The organism is Roseateles sp. P2_H4, from assembly GCF_056403315.1.
In genome coordinates this window covers 306,973-321,527 of record NZ_JBFUFR010000001.1, presented here as the reverse complement: position 1 = coordinate 321,527, position 14,555 = coordinate 306,973, and the positions used below count along the sequence as shown (strand labels likewise).

Sequence of the window (14,555 nt, the reverse complement as noted above, 5' to 3'; positions counted from 1 at the left end):
AAGCTGCCGCCCGTATTCACGGGAGGCTTACAAAATGATCCTGGGCATCGACCTGGGCACCACGCACAGCGCGGCCGCCATTTTTCGCGACGGCGCGCCGGTGCTGATCCCCAATGCCCACGGGGACTATCTGACGCCATCGGCCGTCAGCCTGGACGAGCAGGGCCACACCCTCGTCGGCCTGGCCGCTCGCGAACGCGCCGGCCTGCATGCCCAGTCCACTGCCCTCGCCTTCAAGCGCTGGATGGGCAGTGACAAGCGCATCACGCTGCGCACCGGCCGGCACGAGAAATCACTGCGTGCCGAGGAGCTGTCGGCGCTGGTGCTGCAGTCGCTGAAGGCCGATGCCGAAGCCTTCCTGGGCGAGCCGGTCACCGAGGCCGTCATCACCGTGCCGGCCTATTTCAACGAAGCCCAGCGCCGCGCCACGCGCACAGCGGGCGAGATCGCCGGGCTCAAGGTCGAACGTCTGCTCAACGAGCCCACGGCCGCCGGCCTGGCCTATGGCCTGCAGGAACGCCCCGAGCACAGCAGCTTCCTGATCTTCGACCTCGGCGGCGGCACCTTCGACGTGTCGGTGCTGGAGTATTTCGAAGGGGTCGTCGAAGTGCGCGCCAGCGCCGGCGACACGCGCCTGGGCGGGGAAGACTTCAGCCGCGTCATCGCCCAGCTGTTCGCCAGACACTGCGCCGCGCTGAGCACCGAGGAGCGCCAGGCCTGGTTCGAGAGCGAGACCTGGTGGCGCCTGGCCGAGCAGGCCAAGCGCGACCTCGGCGAGCGGGACAGCGCCGAGGTCAGCACCGTCTGGCGCGACCGCCCTCTGAGCGCCACCTTGAGCCGCACCGATTTCGAGGCCGCGTCGCAGGAGCTGCTGCAGCGCCTGCGCCGCCCCATCGAACGCGCGCTGGCCGATGCCCAACTCGACCCGGGCGGCCTGGCCGAGGTCATCCTCGTCGGCGGCGCGGCGCGCATGCCCATGGTGCGCCAGCTCGTCGCGCGCCTGTTCCAGCGCCTGCCGCTGCGCAACCTCGACCCCGACCTCGCCATTGCGATGGGCGCCGGCGTGCAGGCCGGCCTGAAGGCGCGTGACGCGGCGCTGGACGACATCGTGCTGACCGATGTGATGCCCTACTCGCTGGGCATCATCGCGGCCACCGCCATAGGCGGCCGCATGGTCAACGACCGCTTCTCGCCCATCATCGAACGCAACACGCCGGTGCCGGTCTCACGCGTCGAGCAATACCGCACCCTCGCCGACCAGCAGCAGGTGATCCTCGTCGACGTGCGCCAGGGCGAGTCGCCGGTCGGGTCCGAGAACCTGTCCCTGGGCAAGCTCGAGATCCCCATCGCGCCCGCACCCGCCGGCGCAGGCGGCGTGGACGTGCGCTTCACCTATGACGCCAACGGCCTGCTCGAGGTCGAGGCCCACGATTTCCCCGGCGGCCAGCGCCACGAACTCGTCATCGAAAGCCAGGGCGCCCGCCTGAGCCCCGCCGAGATCGCCGCGACCCGCGAACGCCTGCAGGCCCTGAAGCGCCACCCGCGCGACGAGCAGGACAACCGCTACCAGATCGAACGCGCCAAGCGCCTGTTCGAGGATCGCCTGGGCAATGACCGCGTGATGCTGCAGGACTGGCTGGCCCAGTTCGAGCTGGTGCTGCAGACGCAGGACCAGCGCGCCATCCGTGCGGCGCGCCAGCAGTTCAAGGAAGCGCTGGACAGCATCGACACGTCCTTCAGGTTCTGACGCGATGCAGGAGCAAGACTGGGCCCTGCTGGAGCTGGAGCCGACGACAGACCTCGCGGCGATCAAGAAGGCCTATGCGCTGAAGCTGCGCGTCACGCGGCCGGATGACGATGCCGAGGCCTATCAGGCCTTGCGCTCGGCGTACGAGCGCGTACAGCAGTGGGCGAAATGGAGCAGCGAAGAAGCGCCGGCTCCCGAAGCCCCCACGGAAGTCCCGACGGAACGCCTGGAAACGCCCGCCCCAGCCCCGTCCGAGGACCTGGCGCTGACCGCGCCCCGTGCCGACCCCGTCACGCTGGTGGAGCAGGCCGAGACCGTCTGGAACGAGCACGGGCACGAGGCCTTCGTGGCCCACTGGCCGTATCTGCGCGAGCAACTCGAGGCGTTGCCGCTCAGTGCCGCGGCCTCGGCGTCGCAGGCTTTTGCGGACTGGACGCTGCGGCACCCGGCCATGCCGGGTGCAATGCTGGCGCACTTGGAAACCTATTTCGGCTGGCGCGACGACTACCGCAGTGAGCAGCAGCTCGGTCCCGAACTCGCGCAGGCCTTGCATGCGCTGCTGGATGACGTGAGGCCACGCCTGCTGAACGACCCGGAGCTGCTCAGCCAGGCGGCGCCGCTGTTCAGCCTCGACACACTGAATGCCCACCCCCGCACCCGCTGGAAGGCATGGCTCGCCGGCGCCGCCAGCGCGCAGACGCTCGCGCGCATCAAGGCCGGCCTGGGCGAGCACCTGCTGACGCGCCTCGGTCTGCAGCCCACGTCCCAGAAGAGCCTGGACTTCCTGCTGCTGACCGGTCTGCTTCTGCGCTGGGCGCCGCTGCTGCTGCTCATCACCGCCGCGCTGTTCGTGGCCACTTCAGACCTGCAGTCGGCCAGCATGGCAGCCGTGGCCGTCGCGCTGAGCGTGATGGCCTGGCGGGGCGTGTCGTCCATTCTGGGCGCCTGCCTGCGGGATGGCCTGAAGGTGCTGGACCGCGCTGGCGGGGACGCGCCACCGCCCACTCTTGCGCCGGCCCACCGCACCTGGATCGGCCTGGGGCTGTTCGTAGCGGGTGCGCTGTTCGGCGTGTTCGCGGGCAAATGGCCAACACCCATCGGCGACGCGTGGGGCTTTCTGTGCACCGCGGCCGGCCTGCTCATGGGCCAGTGGGCGTTGACCGCCGACCGCAGCCGCGCGCTGGCCGCCTCGCTCATCGCCGCCCTCTTCGTCTTCCACGCCATGTTCGGCCAGTTGCTGGCGCCAGCCACCTGGGCGGGGCTGGCCTGCTTGTGGACGTGCGTCAGCAGCCTGGCCTTCGAAGAGCGCTTGCCCAGCGCAATCGTCGGCCCCGTGGCGACCGTGGGCCGTCCGATCGGCAACGCCCTATCCGTGAGCGACCACTGGGGCTCTTCGCTTGCCTGCTGGGTCCCGCTGGCGGTCGCTCTCAGCAGCTTTGCGCTGGATGGCCCGCGGCACGCGCTGATCATCTGGGGCTGCTGGAGCTTCGCCAGCTTCCTGCTCGTCAAGGCCCAGGCGGCCATCGACGAAGCCGTCCTGCGCTGGCTGTCGCGCAGCGCGAGCCAGGGCTGAGCCATGTGGGACCAGGACTGGGCCCTGCTGGGCATTGAGCCGACGACAGCGCTGGGGGCGATCAAGAAAGCCTATGCGCGGAAGCTGCGCGTGACACGGCCGGATGACGACGCCCAGGCCTACCAGGCGCTGCGCAGCGCGTACGAGCGGACACAGCAGTGGGCGAAGTCACAGGAGTTCCCGGCCCCCGACCCGGTGGATCCAGAACCGGAATCGGCCGTCGCCCCTGTGTCCGTCTCGCGCACGACGGCGGCCCAAGACGCAGCGCCTCCCGAACCTGAGTCACCTCACGACGTCGTCCAGAGCCTGCATGCGCTGTGGCAGCAGCAAGGGTCGCCGTCCCTGAAAGCCGCGTGGCCGGCTGTGCACGCCTTGCTGGAGGCCCAACCCCTGGCAAGCCATGCCGAGTGGTCGGCGCACTTCGCGCATTGGGTCATCCAGCACGACAACCTGCCGGACGACTTCGTGTTCGCGCTGAATCACTACTTCGATTGGCAGGGCGATTTTCGTGTCGAGCGCCAGATCGGCGCCCAGCTCGCCGCAGCCGTGCAGCAGACCCTGCACACGCGGCTGACGCGCCCCGCCATGCCCAGCGAGGAATTGAGGGAGAGGGTCAAGCCACTGCGGCAACTCGACAAGTTGCGCGGCCAGCGGGGCAGGGGCTTGTGGATCGCCACGCTGCTGCGGCCCGTGCTGATGCGAATGCTGTCCGGCATGGACCCTCGCACACTGGGGCAGTGCGGCATCGATCCGATGATGCGTCGATCCCTCGACAAGCAGTTGCAGGCGGCCTGGCTGTTGCGCGCCGGACTGCTGGGCGGGTTGGTGTTTGCGCTCTTCCTGCTGGCCTCCGACGACAGGGACCTGGCGACGCTGCGCATGACGATGTGGTGCCTGTGGGGCGCCGGCTGGCTTGCCGTCAGCCACATCTTCGGCCTCTTCATGCATCACGGCGTGGCACTGCAGCGCCCCGACAGGCCCGCACTCACCTTGCCGCTGCAGCGTTGGCGCCGACATCCGCGACAGCCAGCCATCGGCCTCGGCGTGGTCGCCGCCGCAGCCCTGCTGGCAGCGTTCGGCCAGGGGTGGGACCTCACGGCCATGGCGATGCCGGTTCCGGATCACATCGCCGCATTGCTGCAGATGCTGCTGGACGCGGCGCCCTGGCTCGTGCTGTGGATGGGCGCCTTGCTGGCCTGGCCTCTGCATCCGGTCTTCAGCGCGGCCTGCCTCGGCTTGCTCGTGCCGGTGGGCGCGTTGCTGTTCCGCTGGGCATCGCCCGCAGACCCCTGGGCCGCCGTGATCGCCATCGCCGTGCTCTACGTGCTGGTCGGTGCCGCACGATTCGAGAACAGGTTGGGTGGCAACTTCCTGCTGGATGCCGTCTGCCGTCCCGTCACGAACACATTGGCTTTGGCCGATCGCTGGGGCTGGTCCTTCGCCTTGCTGCCCAGCCTGCTCACGCTGGCCTATCTGTTCTCCGCCAAGCCGCACCCACCCGTGCCCAACCTCGTACTGGCTTGGATACTGTCAACACTGGCACTGCATCAGTTGCAGCAACGCGCGGAAGCATGGGCCTTGGCCCGCCTCAACCGCGCTTGAGCACCTTGGGCACCGGATTCGGCCTCAACCTGAACGCATCCGGCATGCCCGAACCCAGCAGCGGGCGCAGGTAGAGGCGGAAGGCATCGGTCACGTCGGTGCCACTGGCGCTGATGAACTCGTCTTCCATCGTGCGCGTCTTGCCGGCGACGGCGGTGAGGGGCAACAGTTCGTAGTCCACCGCGTAGTAGCCGACGCGCTTGATGGCGACCGAACCGTCGCGGTCGCCGTGGAAGGCGTACTGCACGGCCTTCTCGCCGACCTCGCGGGCTTCGCGCTGGTCGACGTCGCTGACGCAGCCCAGGAAGCTGCGCTGCAGATAGCCGAAGGTGTCGCCGCGCACGCGCTTGATGCCCAGCTTGCCCTTGATCTCCTCGCAGAGCAGGTCGGCCAGCGCGCCGGTGCCGCTGAGCTGCACATTGCCGTGGGCGTCGCGCTCGAGGTCACCCGCCAGCTTGGACAGCATGGGCGTGCCGGAGGCATCGTGGATGCCCTCGCTGACGGCGATGACGCAGCGGCCGAAGCGCTCGTAGGTGGCCTTCACGTCGCGCAGGAACTGCTCGTTGTCGAAGTGGCGCTCGGGCAGGTAGATGAGATGCGGGCCGTCGTCCTCGAACTTCTTGCCCAGGGCCGCGGCGGCCGTCAGGAAGCCGGCGTGGCGGCCCATGACGACGCCGACATAGACGCCGGGCAGGGCCGCGTTGTCGAGGTTGGCGCCTGCAAAGGCCTGGGCCACGAAGCGCGCCGCGGAGGCATAGCCGGGCGTGTGGTCGTTGCCGACGAGGTCGTTGTCGATGGTCTTGGGAATGTGGACGCAGCGCAGCGGGTAGCCCGCCGCCTGCGCCTCTTCCGACACGATGCGCACGGTGTCCGACGAGTCGTTGCCGCCAATGTAGAAGAAGTGCGTGATGCCATGGGCCTGCAGCACCGTGAAGATCTCGCGGCAGTAGGCGGCATCGGGCTTGTCGCGCGTGGAGCCCAGCGCCGAGGCCGGCGTGTTGGCGACCAGCTCGAGGTTGTGGCTGGTCTCCTGCGTCAGGTCGACGAAGTCCTCGTTGACGATGCCGCGCACGCCATGGCGGGCGCCGTAGACCTTGCCCACGCCGGCCTGGCGACGCGCCTCGAGCACGACGCCGACGAGGCTCTGGTTGATGACGGCGGTGGGACCGCCGCCCTGGGCGACGAGGATCTTGGCGAGACTCATGAACGCTCCTGGCTGTCGTCAATCGACGGCGCGGAGTTTAGGTGCGTCGGAGTTTCATCCCGGTTTCAACCGCGCAATGCGGCCACCTCGGCACGGTGTCGCTCGCCCCAGTCGCGCAGGCTCAACAGCACAGGCTTCAGGCTCTCGCCGAAGGGCGTGAGGCGGTACTCGACCCGTGGCGGCACTTCGGCGTAGACCGTGCGCACCACGATGCCATCGGCCTCCAGCTCGCGCAACTGCATGGTCAGCACGCGCTGCGTGACGGCGCCAAGTTCGCGCTGCAGCTCGTTGAAGCGGCGCATGCCGCTCAGCAGGTGGAAGAGGATGACGGCTTTCCAGCGGCCACCGATGACCTCCAGCGTGGTCGACACGGTACAGGCGCGCCAGGCCGGCGCGGCTTCGTCTTGCGGGGCGTCCAAGGTGTCCTCCGTGATACCGAGGCAGAAGATTGTGCGTACTTCACAGCGGCACCGCCGCGTGAGAGGCTGGCGGCCCCTATTGAGGAGTACCCAATGAGTTCCGACCTGCCGACGATGCGCGCAATCCGCTACGACCGCGCCGGCCCCGCCCGCGAGGTGCTGCGCCTGGTGGCGGTGCCCGTGCCCGAGCCCGGCCCGGGCGAGGTGCTCGTGCGCATCCACGCCTCGGGCGTCAACCCGTCCGATGTGAAAAGCCGCAGAGCGCCGCAGATGCGCCACCCGGAGGTGACGCCGCACAGCGACGGTGCCGGCGTCATCGAAGCCGTTGGTAAGGGCGTGCCGGCCGCACGGCTGGGCGAGCGCGTGTGGCTGTTCAACGGGCAATGGAAGCGGCCTTTCGGCACGGCCGCGGAGTGCGTGGCGTTGCCGGCCGGCCTCGCCGTGCCGCTACCCGACGGCGTGAGCTTCGAGACCGCCGCCTGCCTGGGCATCCCGGCGCTGACAGCCTGGGAGGCGGTGCATGGCGAGGATGCCGTCGAAGGCGAGACGCTGCTGATCCAGGGCGGCGCGGGTGCCGTCGGCCACTTGGCGGTGCAGTTCGCGGCGCAGGCCGGCAAGCGCGTCATCGCCAGCGTCAGCTCGGCCGACAAGGCGGCGCTGTCCCTCGCGGCGGGAGCCGACGCCGTCATCGACTACCGACAGGAGGACGTGGCCGCGCGCATCGCGGCGCTGACCGGGAGCTGCGGCGTGGACCGCGTCATCGAGGTCAATCTGTCAGCCAACGCGGCCAGCTACACGCGCACCATTCGGCCGGGTGGCCGCGCCACGGTCTATGGCTCGGATGACTGGCAGGCCGTGCTGCCGCTGAGGGACTACCTCGTGCACGGCCTGGCGCTGCGCTTTTTCATCGTCTACGAGCTGAACGCGCAACGGCTTGCCGCCGGCATCGCGGGCGTGCACGCGGCGCTGGCGCGCGGGTTGGACGTGAGGATCGCGGCGCGCTTCGGGCTGGCTGACACGGCCGCTGCCCACGAGATGGTCGAGGGCGGCCGTCAGCTGGGCAACGTGGTGGTGTTGCCGAACACCTGAAGGGTCAGGCCCGCGACGACATCCAGGTTTCAAGTTGATCGGCCGGCATGGGCCTGGCGAACAGCCAGCCCTGGCCTTCGTGGCAGCCCAGGCCGATCAGGTACTGGCGCTGCTCCTCGGTCTCGATGCCTTCGGCGATGACGGTCAGGCCCAGGCCGCGGCCCAGGTTGATGACCATCTGTGCGATGGTGGAGCCGGCGGACGAGGCCTGCGCCTCCTGCACGAAGGCGCGGTCGATCTTGAGGCGATCGACCTGCAACTGGCGCAACTGGCTGAGTGACGAGAAGCCGGTGCCGAAGTCGTCGATGGCGACGCTGAAGCCGAGCTGCTTGATGTCGGCCAGCACGCGCAGCACGAGGTCGGCGTCTTCCATGGCCATGGATTCGGTGATCTCGAGCTCGATGTTCTCGCCATGCACGCCACAGTCCTTCAGCGCCCGGCCCAGCATGTCGATGAAGCCGGGGTGGCGGAACTGGGCCATGGACACGTTGACGGCCATGCGGAAGTCGGCGTGGCCCAGGGCCTGCATCTTCTTGAGCTGGCCGCAGGCGGTGCGCATGACGAACTCGCCGATGGGGATGATGAGGCCKCTCTGCTCGGCCAGCGGGATGAACTGGTCGGGCGGGATGAAGCGGCCGTCCAGCGTGCGCCAGCGCAGCAGCGCCTCGCAGCCGATGACACGGCCGTTGCCGAGGTCGACCTGGGGCTGGTAGACGACGAAGAGCTGGCTTTCCTCGAAGCCGGTGCGCAGGCCCTTGAGCAGCTTGAAGCGCTCGCGTGCGTCGCTGCCCATCGCGGCGGAGAAGTATTGGGATGAGCCGCGCTGCTGCTGCTTGGCACGCTTCAGCGCGATCTGGGCATCGAGCAGCAGCTCGGAACCGACGGCCTTGGATTCGCCCAGGCGCACGAGGCCGGTGGTGGCCGACAGCTGCAGGCGTTCACCGGCGACGACGAAGGGATCGGCAAAGACGCTGTTGACGGTGTCGGGGCAGACCTTGGCATGCTCGCCGAGGACGCCGAAAGTGTCGGCGCCGACGCGGGCCATGGCCGTGTTCAGGCCCAGCATCTCGCTCATGCGGTGCACGACGGCCTGCAGCACCTGGTCACCGAAGTGGTGACCGAAGGCGTCGTTGATGTCGGAGAAGTCGTCGATGTCGATCAGCGCGAGGGTGACGCCCGACGGGTCCTTCAGGTTCTTGTCGAGCAGCTCGACGAAGCGGTTGCGGTTGGGCAGGCGCAGCAGCGGGTCGTTGTAGGCCTGGTCCAGCAGCTGGCTGTACAGCACGACGTTCTCGAAGCCGACCGCGATGTTGGAGCAGAAGGCCTTGAGCAGCTGCTGGTCGAGCTCGTCGAGCTCACGGCCGACATCCACCAGCGCGGCCATCGCGCGGCCCTGGCCCATGCCGAAGTAGAGGACCGTGCCGTCGTCGTAGAGATTGCGCTCCTCGGCCAGGCAGCGTTCCAGGCGGTCGCGCACGGTGGCGATCTTGACCTGGGCCAGCGGCCGGTCGATGAGGCCGCTGTACTGGCCGGCGGCCGCGACGATGCGGACTTCGTCGCCCGTCTCGCCGCCCACCTGGGCGCAGACCAGGCCCTCGGGCAGGATGCCGAGCAAGGCGCAGAGCTGGGTGACGACGCCTTCGGCGAAGCGCGACAGGCCGCGCATGCGCGACAGCGAGGTGCTGCTGTCGACGATCATCTCGAGGCCGCGGCGGTTGGCCTCCAGCGCGCAGATCTGGCGGTAGGAGCGCACGGCCGCGGTCAGCACCGTGTACAGCCGCGTGCGGGTCAGCTCCGACTTGGTCTTGTAGTCGTTGATGTCATAGGCCTGCACCGTCTCGATCTCGGGTGCATAGCCGGGCTGGCCGGTGCGCAGCACGATGCGCACGGCATTCAGGCGCAGCTCGTCGCGGATATGGCGCACCAGTTGCAGGCCGGCGTCTTCGCTTTCCATGACGACGTCGAGCAGCACGACGGCAAGGTCGTCCTCGCTGGCGAGCAGCTGGCGGGCCTGGGCGGCGGAGGAAGCGTGCAGGAAGACGAGGGGCTGGCCTTCGACGGTCAGGCCCTGCATGGCCAGTTCGGTGGCCTTGTGGACGTCACCGTCGTCGTCGACGATGAGGATGCGCCAGGGCCGGTTTTGCGGGCGATGCTCGCCTTCGGCATGCTCGGGTTCATCGAGCAGCTCGAGCAGGTCGTCGTCAACGGCGGGCGTTTCTTGCATGGGGGCGAGGGCTCCGGGGCTGGGGCATCACGGCGCGGCCGCGGCTCCTACTCGTCAAGTAGCCGCAAGCGTACGGCATCCTCGGCCTTGTAGTCACGAAAAGCAGGGGCAAAAGTCCTGCGAATCGCCTCAACGTTTTGCGGGTTTGCCCGGACGCGGCGCGCTGTTACGACTCGCGCCGGTTACACGCGGCGGCAGGCCGGTGTGCTGGGTCAAGAGCTGGCCCTTGCGTGGGGTGGCGGCTTTCATCGGCGCCTGGGCCGCAGGCTTGCCGGTGGTGGAGTTCTTGCGCCGCGCGCTCTCGTAACTGCCGTCGGTCAGCGGTTGATAGCTCGGGATCAGATGGTGCTTGCCGTTGCCGATCAGGTCGGCCCGGCCCATGGCCTTGAGGGCCTCGCGCAGCAGCGGCCAGTTGTTGGCGTCGTGATAGCGCAGGAAGGCCTTGTGCAGGCGGCGGCGGCGCTCGCCGCGCACGATGTCGACGCTCTCGCCGCGGGTCTCGTCGCGGCTGATGCCCTTGAGCGGGTTCTTGCCCGAGTGGTACATGGCCGTGGCCGTGGCCATCGGGCTGGGGTAGAAGGTCTGCACCTGGTCGGCGCGGAAGCCGTTCTTCTTCAGCCAGACGGCGAGGTTCATCATGTCCTCGTCGCTGGTGCCGGGGTGGGCGGCGATGAAGTAGGGGATCAGGTACTGCTTCTTGCCGGCTGCCGCACTCGCGGCTTCGAACATCTGCTTGAAGCGGTCATAGCTGCCGATGCCCGGCTTCATCATCTTGGACAGCGGACCGCCCTCGGTGTGCTCGGGCGCGATCTTCAGGTAGCCGCCGACGTGGTGGGTGACGAGTTCCTTCACGTACTCGGGCGACTCCACCGCCAGGTCGTAGCGCAGGCCGGAGCCGATCAGGATCTTCTTGACGCCCGGCAGCGCGCGGGCGCGGCGGTACATCTTGATCAGCGGGTCGTGGCTGGTGTTCAGGTTCGGGCAGATGCCCGGGTAGACGCAACTCGGCTTGCGGCAGGCGGCCTCGATCTCGGGGCTCTTGCAGCCGATGCGGTACATATTGGCCGTGGGGCCGCCCAGGTCGGACACGATGCCGGTGAAGCCCTTGACCTTGTCGCGCATCTCCTCGATCTCGCGGATCACGGAGTCTTCCGAGCGGCTCTGGATGATGCGGCCCTCGTGCTCGGTGATGGAGCAGAAGGTGCAACCGCCGAAGCAGCCGCGCATGATGTTGACGCTGAAGCGGATCATTTCCCAGGCCGGGATCTTGGTCGCGCCGTCGTGGCCGCCCTTGTCGTCCGCATAGCTGGGGTGCGGGCTGCGCGCGTAGGGCAGGTCGAAGACGTGGTCCATCTCCGGCGTCGTCAGCGGGATGGGCGGCGGGTTGATCCAGAGGTCGCGCTCGCCGTGGCGCTGCACCAGCGCGCGGGCGTTGCCGGGATTGGTCTCGAGGTGCAGCACGCGGTTGGCGTGGGCATACAGCACCGGGTCGCTCTTGACCTTTTCATAGGCCGGCAGGCGCACGACGGTGTGGTCGCGCGGCGGCATCTGGATGCGGCCGGTCTTGTGCAGGGTGATGGGCTTGGGCGCGCCCGGCTCGTCGTTGGACGCGCAGGCCTTGTTCTCTTCGATGATCTGGTAGGGGCTGATCAGCTCGTCGATGCGGCCCGGGCGGTCCACCTCGGTCGAATCGAGCTCGAACCAGCCCTCGGCCGTCGGGTCGTTGTCGCGACGCATGAAGGCGGTGCCGCGCACATCGGTCAGCGCCTCGATGGGCTCGCGGCGCGCCAGGCGGTGGGCGATCTCGACGATGGCGCGCTCGGCATTGCCATAGACCAGCAGGTCGGCCTTGCTGTCCACGAGGACGGAGCGGCGCACCTTGTCCTGCCAGTAGTCGTAGTGGGCGATGCGACGCAGAGACGCCTCGATGCCGCCGATGACGATGGGCACGTCCTTGAAGGCTTCCTGGCAGCGCTGGGTGTAGACCAGCGTTGCGCGGTCAGGGCGCTTGCCGCCTTCGCCGCCGGGCGTGTAGGCGTCGTCGCTGCGGATTTTTCGATCAGCCGTGTAGCGGTTGATCATGGAATCCATGTTGCCGGCCGCGACGCCGAAGAACAGATTGGGCTTGCCCAGCGCCTTGAAGGCGTCGGCGCTGCTCCAGTCCGGCTGGGCAATGATGCCGACGCGAAAGCCCTGCGCCTCCAGCGTGCGGCCGATGACGGCCATGCCGAAGCTGGCGTGGTCGACGTAGGCGTCACCGGTGACGATGATGATGTCGCAGGAATCCCAGCCGAGCTGCTCCATCTCCGCCCGGCTCATGGGCAGGAAGGGCGCGGGGCCGAAACGCTTGGCCCAGAAGGGGCGGTAAGCGGTCAGGGCCTTGGGGGCGGCAATGGGCAATGCGGACATAAGAGGTGGATTGTCGACGGCAGGCCCAGAAAGCACAAAGCCCGCGCAGGGCGCGGGCTCGGGGCACTAGGCCGGGGCGTGAATTACAGCGCGCGGATGTTCGCGGCTTGCAGGCCCTTGGGGCCCTGCTTCACTTCGAATTCGACTTGGGCGCCTTCGGCCAGCGTGCGGAAGCCGCCGTTGTTCTTGATTTCGCTGTGGTGGGCGAACAGGTCCTTGCTGCCGTCGGCCGGCGTGATGAAGCCGAAGCCCTTGCCGTCATCAAACCATTTGACGGTGCCGGTTTGCATGGTGCTCATGAGAATTTCCTTGGTGTCGTTGAATCAAATTCGCCTTCAGCCCGAGCGGCTGCGGCAAAACACAACACTCAAGATCAGACAGAACATACGCCGGTGGCGATTGCCAGCCGAAGCGCGGGATTGTAAGGGCAGCGAGGGCCGCCGCCCGGCAGGGTCAGGCCACCAGCATCAACTTGGCCGCGACAGCCATGCCGCGAGTACGCGGCGCGCCGCCTTCCACACGGCTTTCCTCGAAGACGGCGCAGGCGCAGTCACGGCAGGCACCGCAGGCCGTGGCCACGCGCAGGTCGTCCTGCAGGGCCTCGAAATTCGGGCAGCCGCTGGAGGCGGCAATCGCGATGTCGCGATCAGAGACTCGGTGGCAGACACAAACAATCATGGGTGCGAAGTCTAATGCGAATCGGTCTCATTTGCAAAAAGAGCGGTTTTGCCGAAGGGCTTTCGCTGGGGATACTGGCGTCAAATTTCACGAATCTGGAGCCCCCATGAAAGGCGACCCCCAAGTCATCGCCCACCTGAACGCCCAGCTCAAGCTGGAGCTGACCGCCATCAACCAGTACTTCCTGCATGCCCGCATGCTGAAGAACTGGGGGCTGATGAAGATGGCCAAGCACGAGTACGACGAGTCCATCGAGGAGATGAAGCACGCCGACAAGCTCATCGAGCGCGTGCTGACGCTGGACGGCCTGCCCAATCTGCAGGACCTCGGCAAGCTCTACATCGGCGAGAACGCCGTCGAGACGATGGAGTGCGACCTGAAGATCGAGAAGGCTGGCTACGCCCACCTGAAGGACGCCATCGCCTACTGTGAGAGCGTGCGCGACTACGTGTCCCGCGAACTGTTCGTCGCCATCCTGGACGACACCGAGGAGCATATTGACTACCTCGAGACGCAGCTGGAACTGGTCAACACCGTCGGCCAGCAGAACTATCTGCAGTCACAGATGAGCGAAGCGAGCTGAGCACCACGCACGCTCGCGTCGAAGCCGCCTTCCCAGGCGGCTTTTTCGCTTCTAGAGGAAGCGTTCCAGCAGCTTCTTGGACTGCTTGTCCAGCGCCCAGCGGTCCGGCACCTGCAACTGCACGCCGTGGCTGGACGCGATCAGCAGGCGCCCTTCTTCGAGGCGGCGGATGTCTTCCTCGCTCTTCAGCACGAAGTCGACCTCGCCGCGGTCGGTCTCGATGCGCCAGGTGCTGGGCGTCGCGAAGGTGTTGACCGAGATCAGGCGCTTGAGCGTCGGGTGGAATTCGCGGGCCGCCAGCTCGGCCTCCAGCAGGCGGCGCGGCCCCTCCGGCAGGGCCGACAGGCGCTCCACCCAGGCCAGCTCATGGCCGTGCGAGCCGACGAGAGACAGGCCCTCGTCCGGCGCCGAGATCGGGTGAGCGCGCACCGGCGTGACGCCGACATGGCTGTCGCCGTTCAGGTCGGTCAACAGCAGCTTGCCGAAGGCGTCCAGGCGCAGCTCGCGGAAGGGCAATGGGGACATTCAGGACTCCACGCTGGTGGCGATCAGGTCGACCTCGACCGCCGCGTTCTTGGGCAGCTGCAGCACGCCGACCGAGGTGCGCGTGTGCGCACCAGCCGTGCCCAGCACGCGCAAGATCAGGTCGGAAGCGCCGTCGGCCACCTCGCTTTGCTGGGTGAAGCCGGCGTCGCAATGCACGAAGACCGTCATCCTGAGCACGGCCTGCAGCCGGGCCAGGCTGCCGAGTTCCTGGCGCAGCAGGGTCAGCGCGCGCAGTGCACAGATGGCGGCGGCGCGCTTGGCGCGCTCCAGGCTGACGTCGGCGCCGACGATGCCGGTGACGGCGATGTGGTCGCCGATGCGGGGAATCTGGCCGCTCAGGTAGAGGGTTCGGCCATCGCGCACCAGCGAGGTGTAGCGGCCGCCGATCTGGAGGGGAACGGCGGGGTCGAAGCCGTGTTCCGCGCTGACGGCGTCCAGTTCGAGATCACGGTCGTTTGCGCTCATGTCGATCCTCCGGTTT

Annotated in this window: 13 protein-coding genes; 5 read left to right on the top strand and 8 right to left on the bottom strand. The window is 68.0% G+C overall.

Annotation, left to right across the window (positions count from 1 at the left end; genetic code table 11):
• Positions 1-34: 34 nt before the first annotated feature.
• Genes AC1DW3_RS01520 through AC1DW3_RS01510 form a run of 3 tightly spaced genes read left to right on the top strand, consistent with a single transcriptional unit; the run spans position 35 to position 4,922 of the window.
• Entirely contained in the window at positions 35-1,747 is a 1,713-nt protein-coding gene (locus AC1DW3_RS01520; protein WP_477927991.1) for an Hsp70 family protein, read from the top strand.
• Positions 1,748-1,751: 4 nt separating this feature from the next.
• Entirely contained in the window at positions 1,752-3,320 is a 1,569-nt protein-coding gene (locus AC1DW3_RS01515; RefSeq protein WP_477927990.1) for a hypothetical protein, read from the top strand.
• Between the two features lie 3 nt (positions 3,321-3,323).
• Positions 3,324-4,922 carry a hypothetical protein gene (locus AC1DW3_RS01510; protein WP_477927988.1) on the top strand — a complete coding sequence of 533 codons (1,599 nt, stop codon included), beginning with the start codon at positions 3,324-3,326 and terminating at the stop codon, positions 4,920-4,922.
• Here AC1DW3_RS01510 and AC1DW3_RS01505 read toward each other — a convergent pair.
• Together AC1DW3_RS01505 and AC1DW3_RS01500 are read right to left on the bottom strand one after the other, a co-directional pair.
• Positions 4,909-6,126 carry a 6-phosphofructokinase gene (locus AC1DW3_RS01505; RefSeq protein ID WP_477927984.1) on the bottom strand — a complete coding sequence of 406 codons (1,218 nt, stop codon included), beginning with the start codon at positions 6,124-6,126 and terminating at the stop codon, positions 4,909-4,911. The genes AC1DW3_RS01510 and AC1DW3_RS01505 overlap by 14 nt on opposite strands.
• A gap of 65 nt (positions 6,127-6,191) precedes the next feature.
• Positions 6,192-6,545 carry a winged helix-turn-helix transcriptional regulator gene (locus AC1DW3_RS01500; RefSeq protein WP_477927983.1) on the bottom strand — a complete coding sequence of 118 codons (354 nt, stop codon included), beginning with the start codon at positions 6,543-6,545 and terminating at the stop codon, positions 6,192-6,194.
• 93 nt (positions 6,546-6,638) lie between these two features.
• On the opposite strand from AC1DW3_RS01500, the gene AC1DW3_RS01495 reads away from it, so the two are divergent.
• Positions 6,639-7,634 (top strand): NADPH:quinone reductase, encoded by a 996-nt coding sequence (locus AC1DW3_RS01495; protein WP_477927982.1) that lies wholly within the window; start codon positions 6,639-6,641, stop codon positions 7,632-7,634.
• A gap of 4 nt (positions 7,635-7,638) precedes the next feature.
• On the opposite strand, the gene AC1DW3_RS01490 is transcribed toward AC1DW3_RS01495, so the two are convergent.
• The 4 genes from AC1DW3_RS01490 to AC1DW3_RS01475 form a co-directional block, all read right to left on the bottom strand.
• On the bottom strand, positions 7,639-9,858 hold the full coding sequence (locus AC1DW3_RS01490) for a putative bifunctional diguanylate cyclase/phosphodiesterase (protein WP_477927981.1): 2,220 nt from the start codon (positions 9,856-9,858) through the stop codon (positions 7,639-7,641).
• Positions 9,859-9,987: 129 nt separating this feature from the next.
• On the bottom strand, positions 9,988-12,267 hold the full coding sequence (locus AC1DW3_RS01485; RefSeq protein ID WP_477927980.1) for a YgiQ family radical SAM protein: 2,280 nt from the start codon (positions 12,265-12,267) through the stop codon (positions 9,988-9,990).
• 83 nt (positions 12,268-12,350) lie between these two features.
• On the bottom strand, positions 12,351-12,557 hold the full coding sequence (locus AC1DW3_RS01480) for a cold-shock protein (protein WP_477928045.1): 207 nt from the start codon (positions 12,555-12,557) through the stop codon (positions 12,351-12,353).
• A gap of 163 nt (positions 12,558-12,720) precedes the next feature.
• The gene (locus tag AC1DW3_RS01475) at positions 12,721-12,945 is read right to left on the bottom strand and encodes a (2Fe-2S)-binding protein (protein WP_477927979.1); all 225 of its coding nucleotides are present in this window, start codon (positions 12,943-12,945) and stop codon (positions 12,721-12,723) included.
• Between the two features lie 106 nt (positions 12,946-13,051).
• On the opposite strand from AC1DW3_RS01475, the gene bfr reads away from it, so the two are divergent.
• Positions 13,052-13,528: a bacterioferritin gene (gene bfr, locus AC1DW3_RS01470; RefSeq protein WP_477927977.1), complete on the top strand. Its 477-nt coding sequence runs from the start codon at positions 13,052-13,054 to the stop codon at positions 13,526-13,528.
• 51 nt (positions 13,529-13,579) lie between these two features.
• Here the strand turns inward: bfr and AC1DW3_RS01465 are convergent, their stop codons facing one another.
• Both AC1DW3_RS01465 and AC1DW3_RS01460 read right to left on the bottom strand, forming a co-directional pair.
• Entirely contained in the window at positions 13,580-14,053 is a 474-nt protein-coding gene (locus AC1DW3_RS01465; RefSeq protein WP_477927976.1) for a cyanophycin metabolism-associated DUF1854 family protein, read from the bottom strand.
• Positions 14,054-14,539, bottom strand: coding sequence for a RidA family protein (locus AC1DW3_RS01460; protein WP_477927974.1), 486 nt, complete (start codon positions 14,537-14,539; stop codon positions 14,054-14,056).
• Between the last annotated feature and the right edge of the window lie 16 nt (positions 14,540-14,555).

What these genes read in the sequence shown, in the direction of transcription:
- AC1DW3_RS01460 (WP_477927974.1), bottom strand. Translation starts at nt 14,539, where the DNA reads ATGAGCGCAAACGACCGTGATCTCGAACTGGACGCCGTCAGCGCGGAA.
- AC1DW3_RS01520 (WP_477927991.1), top strand. Translation starts at nt 35, where the DNA reads ATGATCCTGGGCATCGACCTGGGCACCACGCACAGCGCGGCCGCCATT.
- AC1DW3_RS01495 (WP_477927982.1), top strand. Translation starts at nt 6,639, where the DNA reads ATGAGTTCCGACCTGCCGACGATGCGCGCAATCCGCTACGACCGCGCC.
- AC1DW3_RS01515 (WP_477927990.1), top strand. Translation starts at nt 1,752, where the DNA reads ATGCAGGAGCAAGACTGGGCCCTGCTGGAGCTGGAGCCGACGACAGAC.
- AC1DW3_RS01505 (WP_477927984.1), bottom strand. Translation starts at nt 6,126, where the DNA reads ATGAGTCTCGCCAAGATCCTCGTCGCCCAGGGCGGCGGTCCCACCGCC.
- AC1DW3_RS01485 (WP_477927980.1), bottom strand. Translation starts at nt 12,267, where the DNA reads ATGTCCGCATTGCCCATTGCCGCCCCCAAGGCCCTGACCGCTTACCGC.
- bfr (WP_477927977.1), top strand. Translation starts at nt 13,052, where the DNA reads ATGAAAGGCGACCCCCAAGTCATCGCCCACCTGAACGCCCAGCTCAAG.
- AC1DW3_RS01475 (WP_477927979.1), bottom strand. Translation starts at nt 12,945, where the DNA reads ATGATTGTTTGTGTCTGCCACCGAGTCTCTGATCGCGACATCGCGATT.
- AC1DW3_RS01480 (WP_477928045.1), bottom strand. Translation starts at nt 12,557, where the DNA reads ATGCAAACCGGCACCGTCAAATGGTTTGATGACGGCAAGGGCTTCGGC.
- AC1DW3_RS01465 (WP_477927976.1), bottom strand. Translation starts at nt 14,053, where the DNA reads ATGTCCCCATTGCCCTTCCGCGAGCTGCGCCTGGACGCCTTCGGCAAG.
- AC1DW3_RS01510 (WP_477927988.1), top strand. Translation starts at nt 3,324, where the DNA reads ATGTGGGACCAGGACTGGGCCCTGCTGGGCATTGAGCCGACGACAGCG.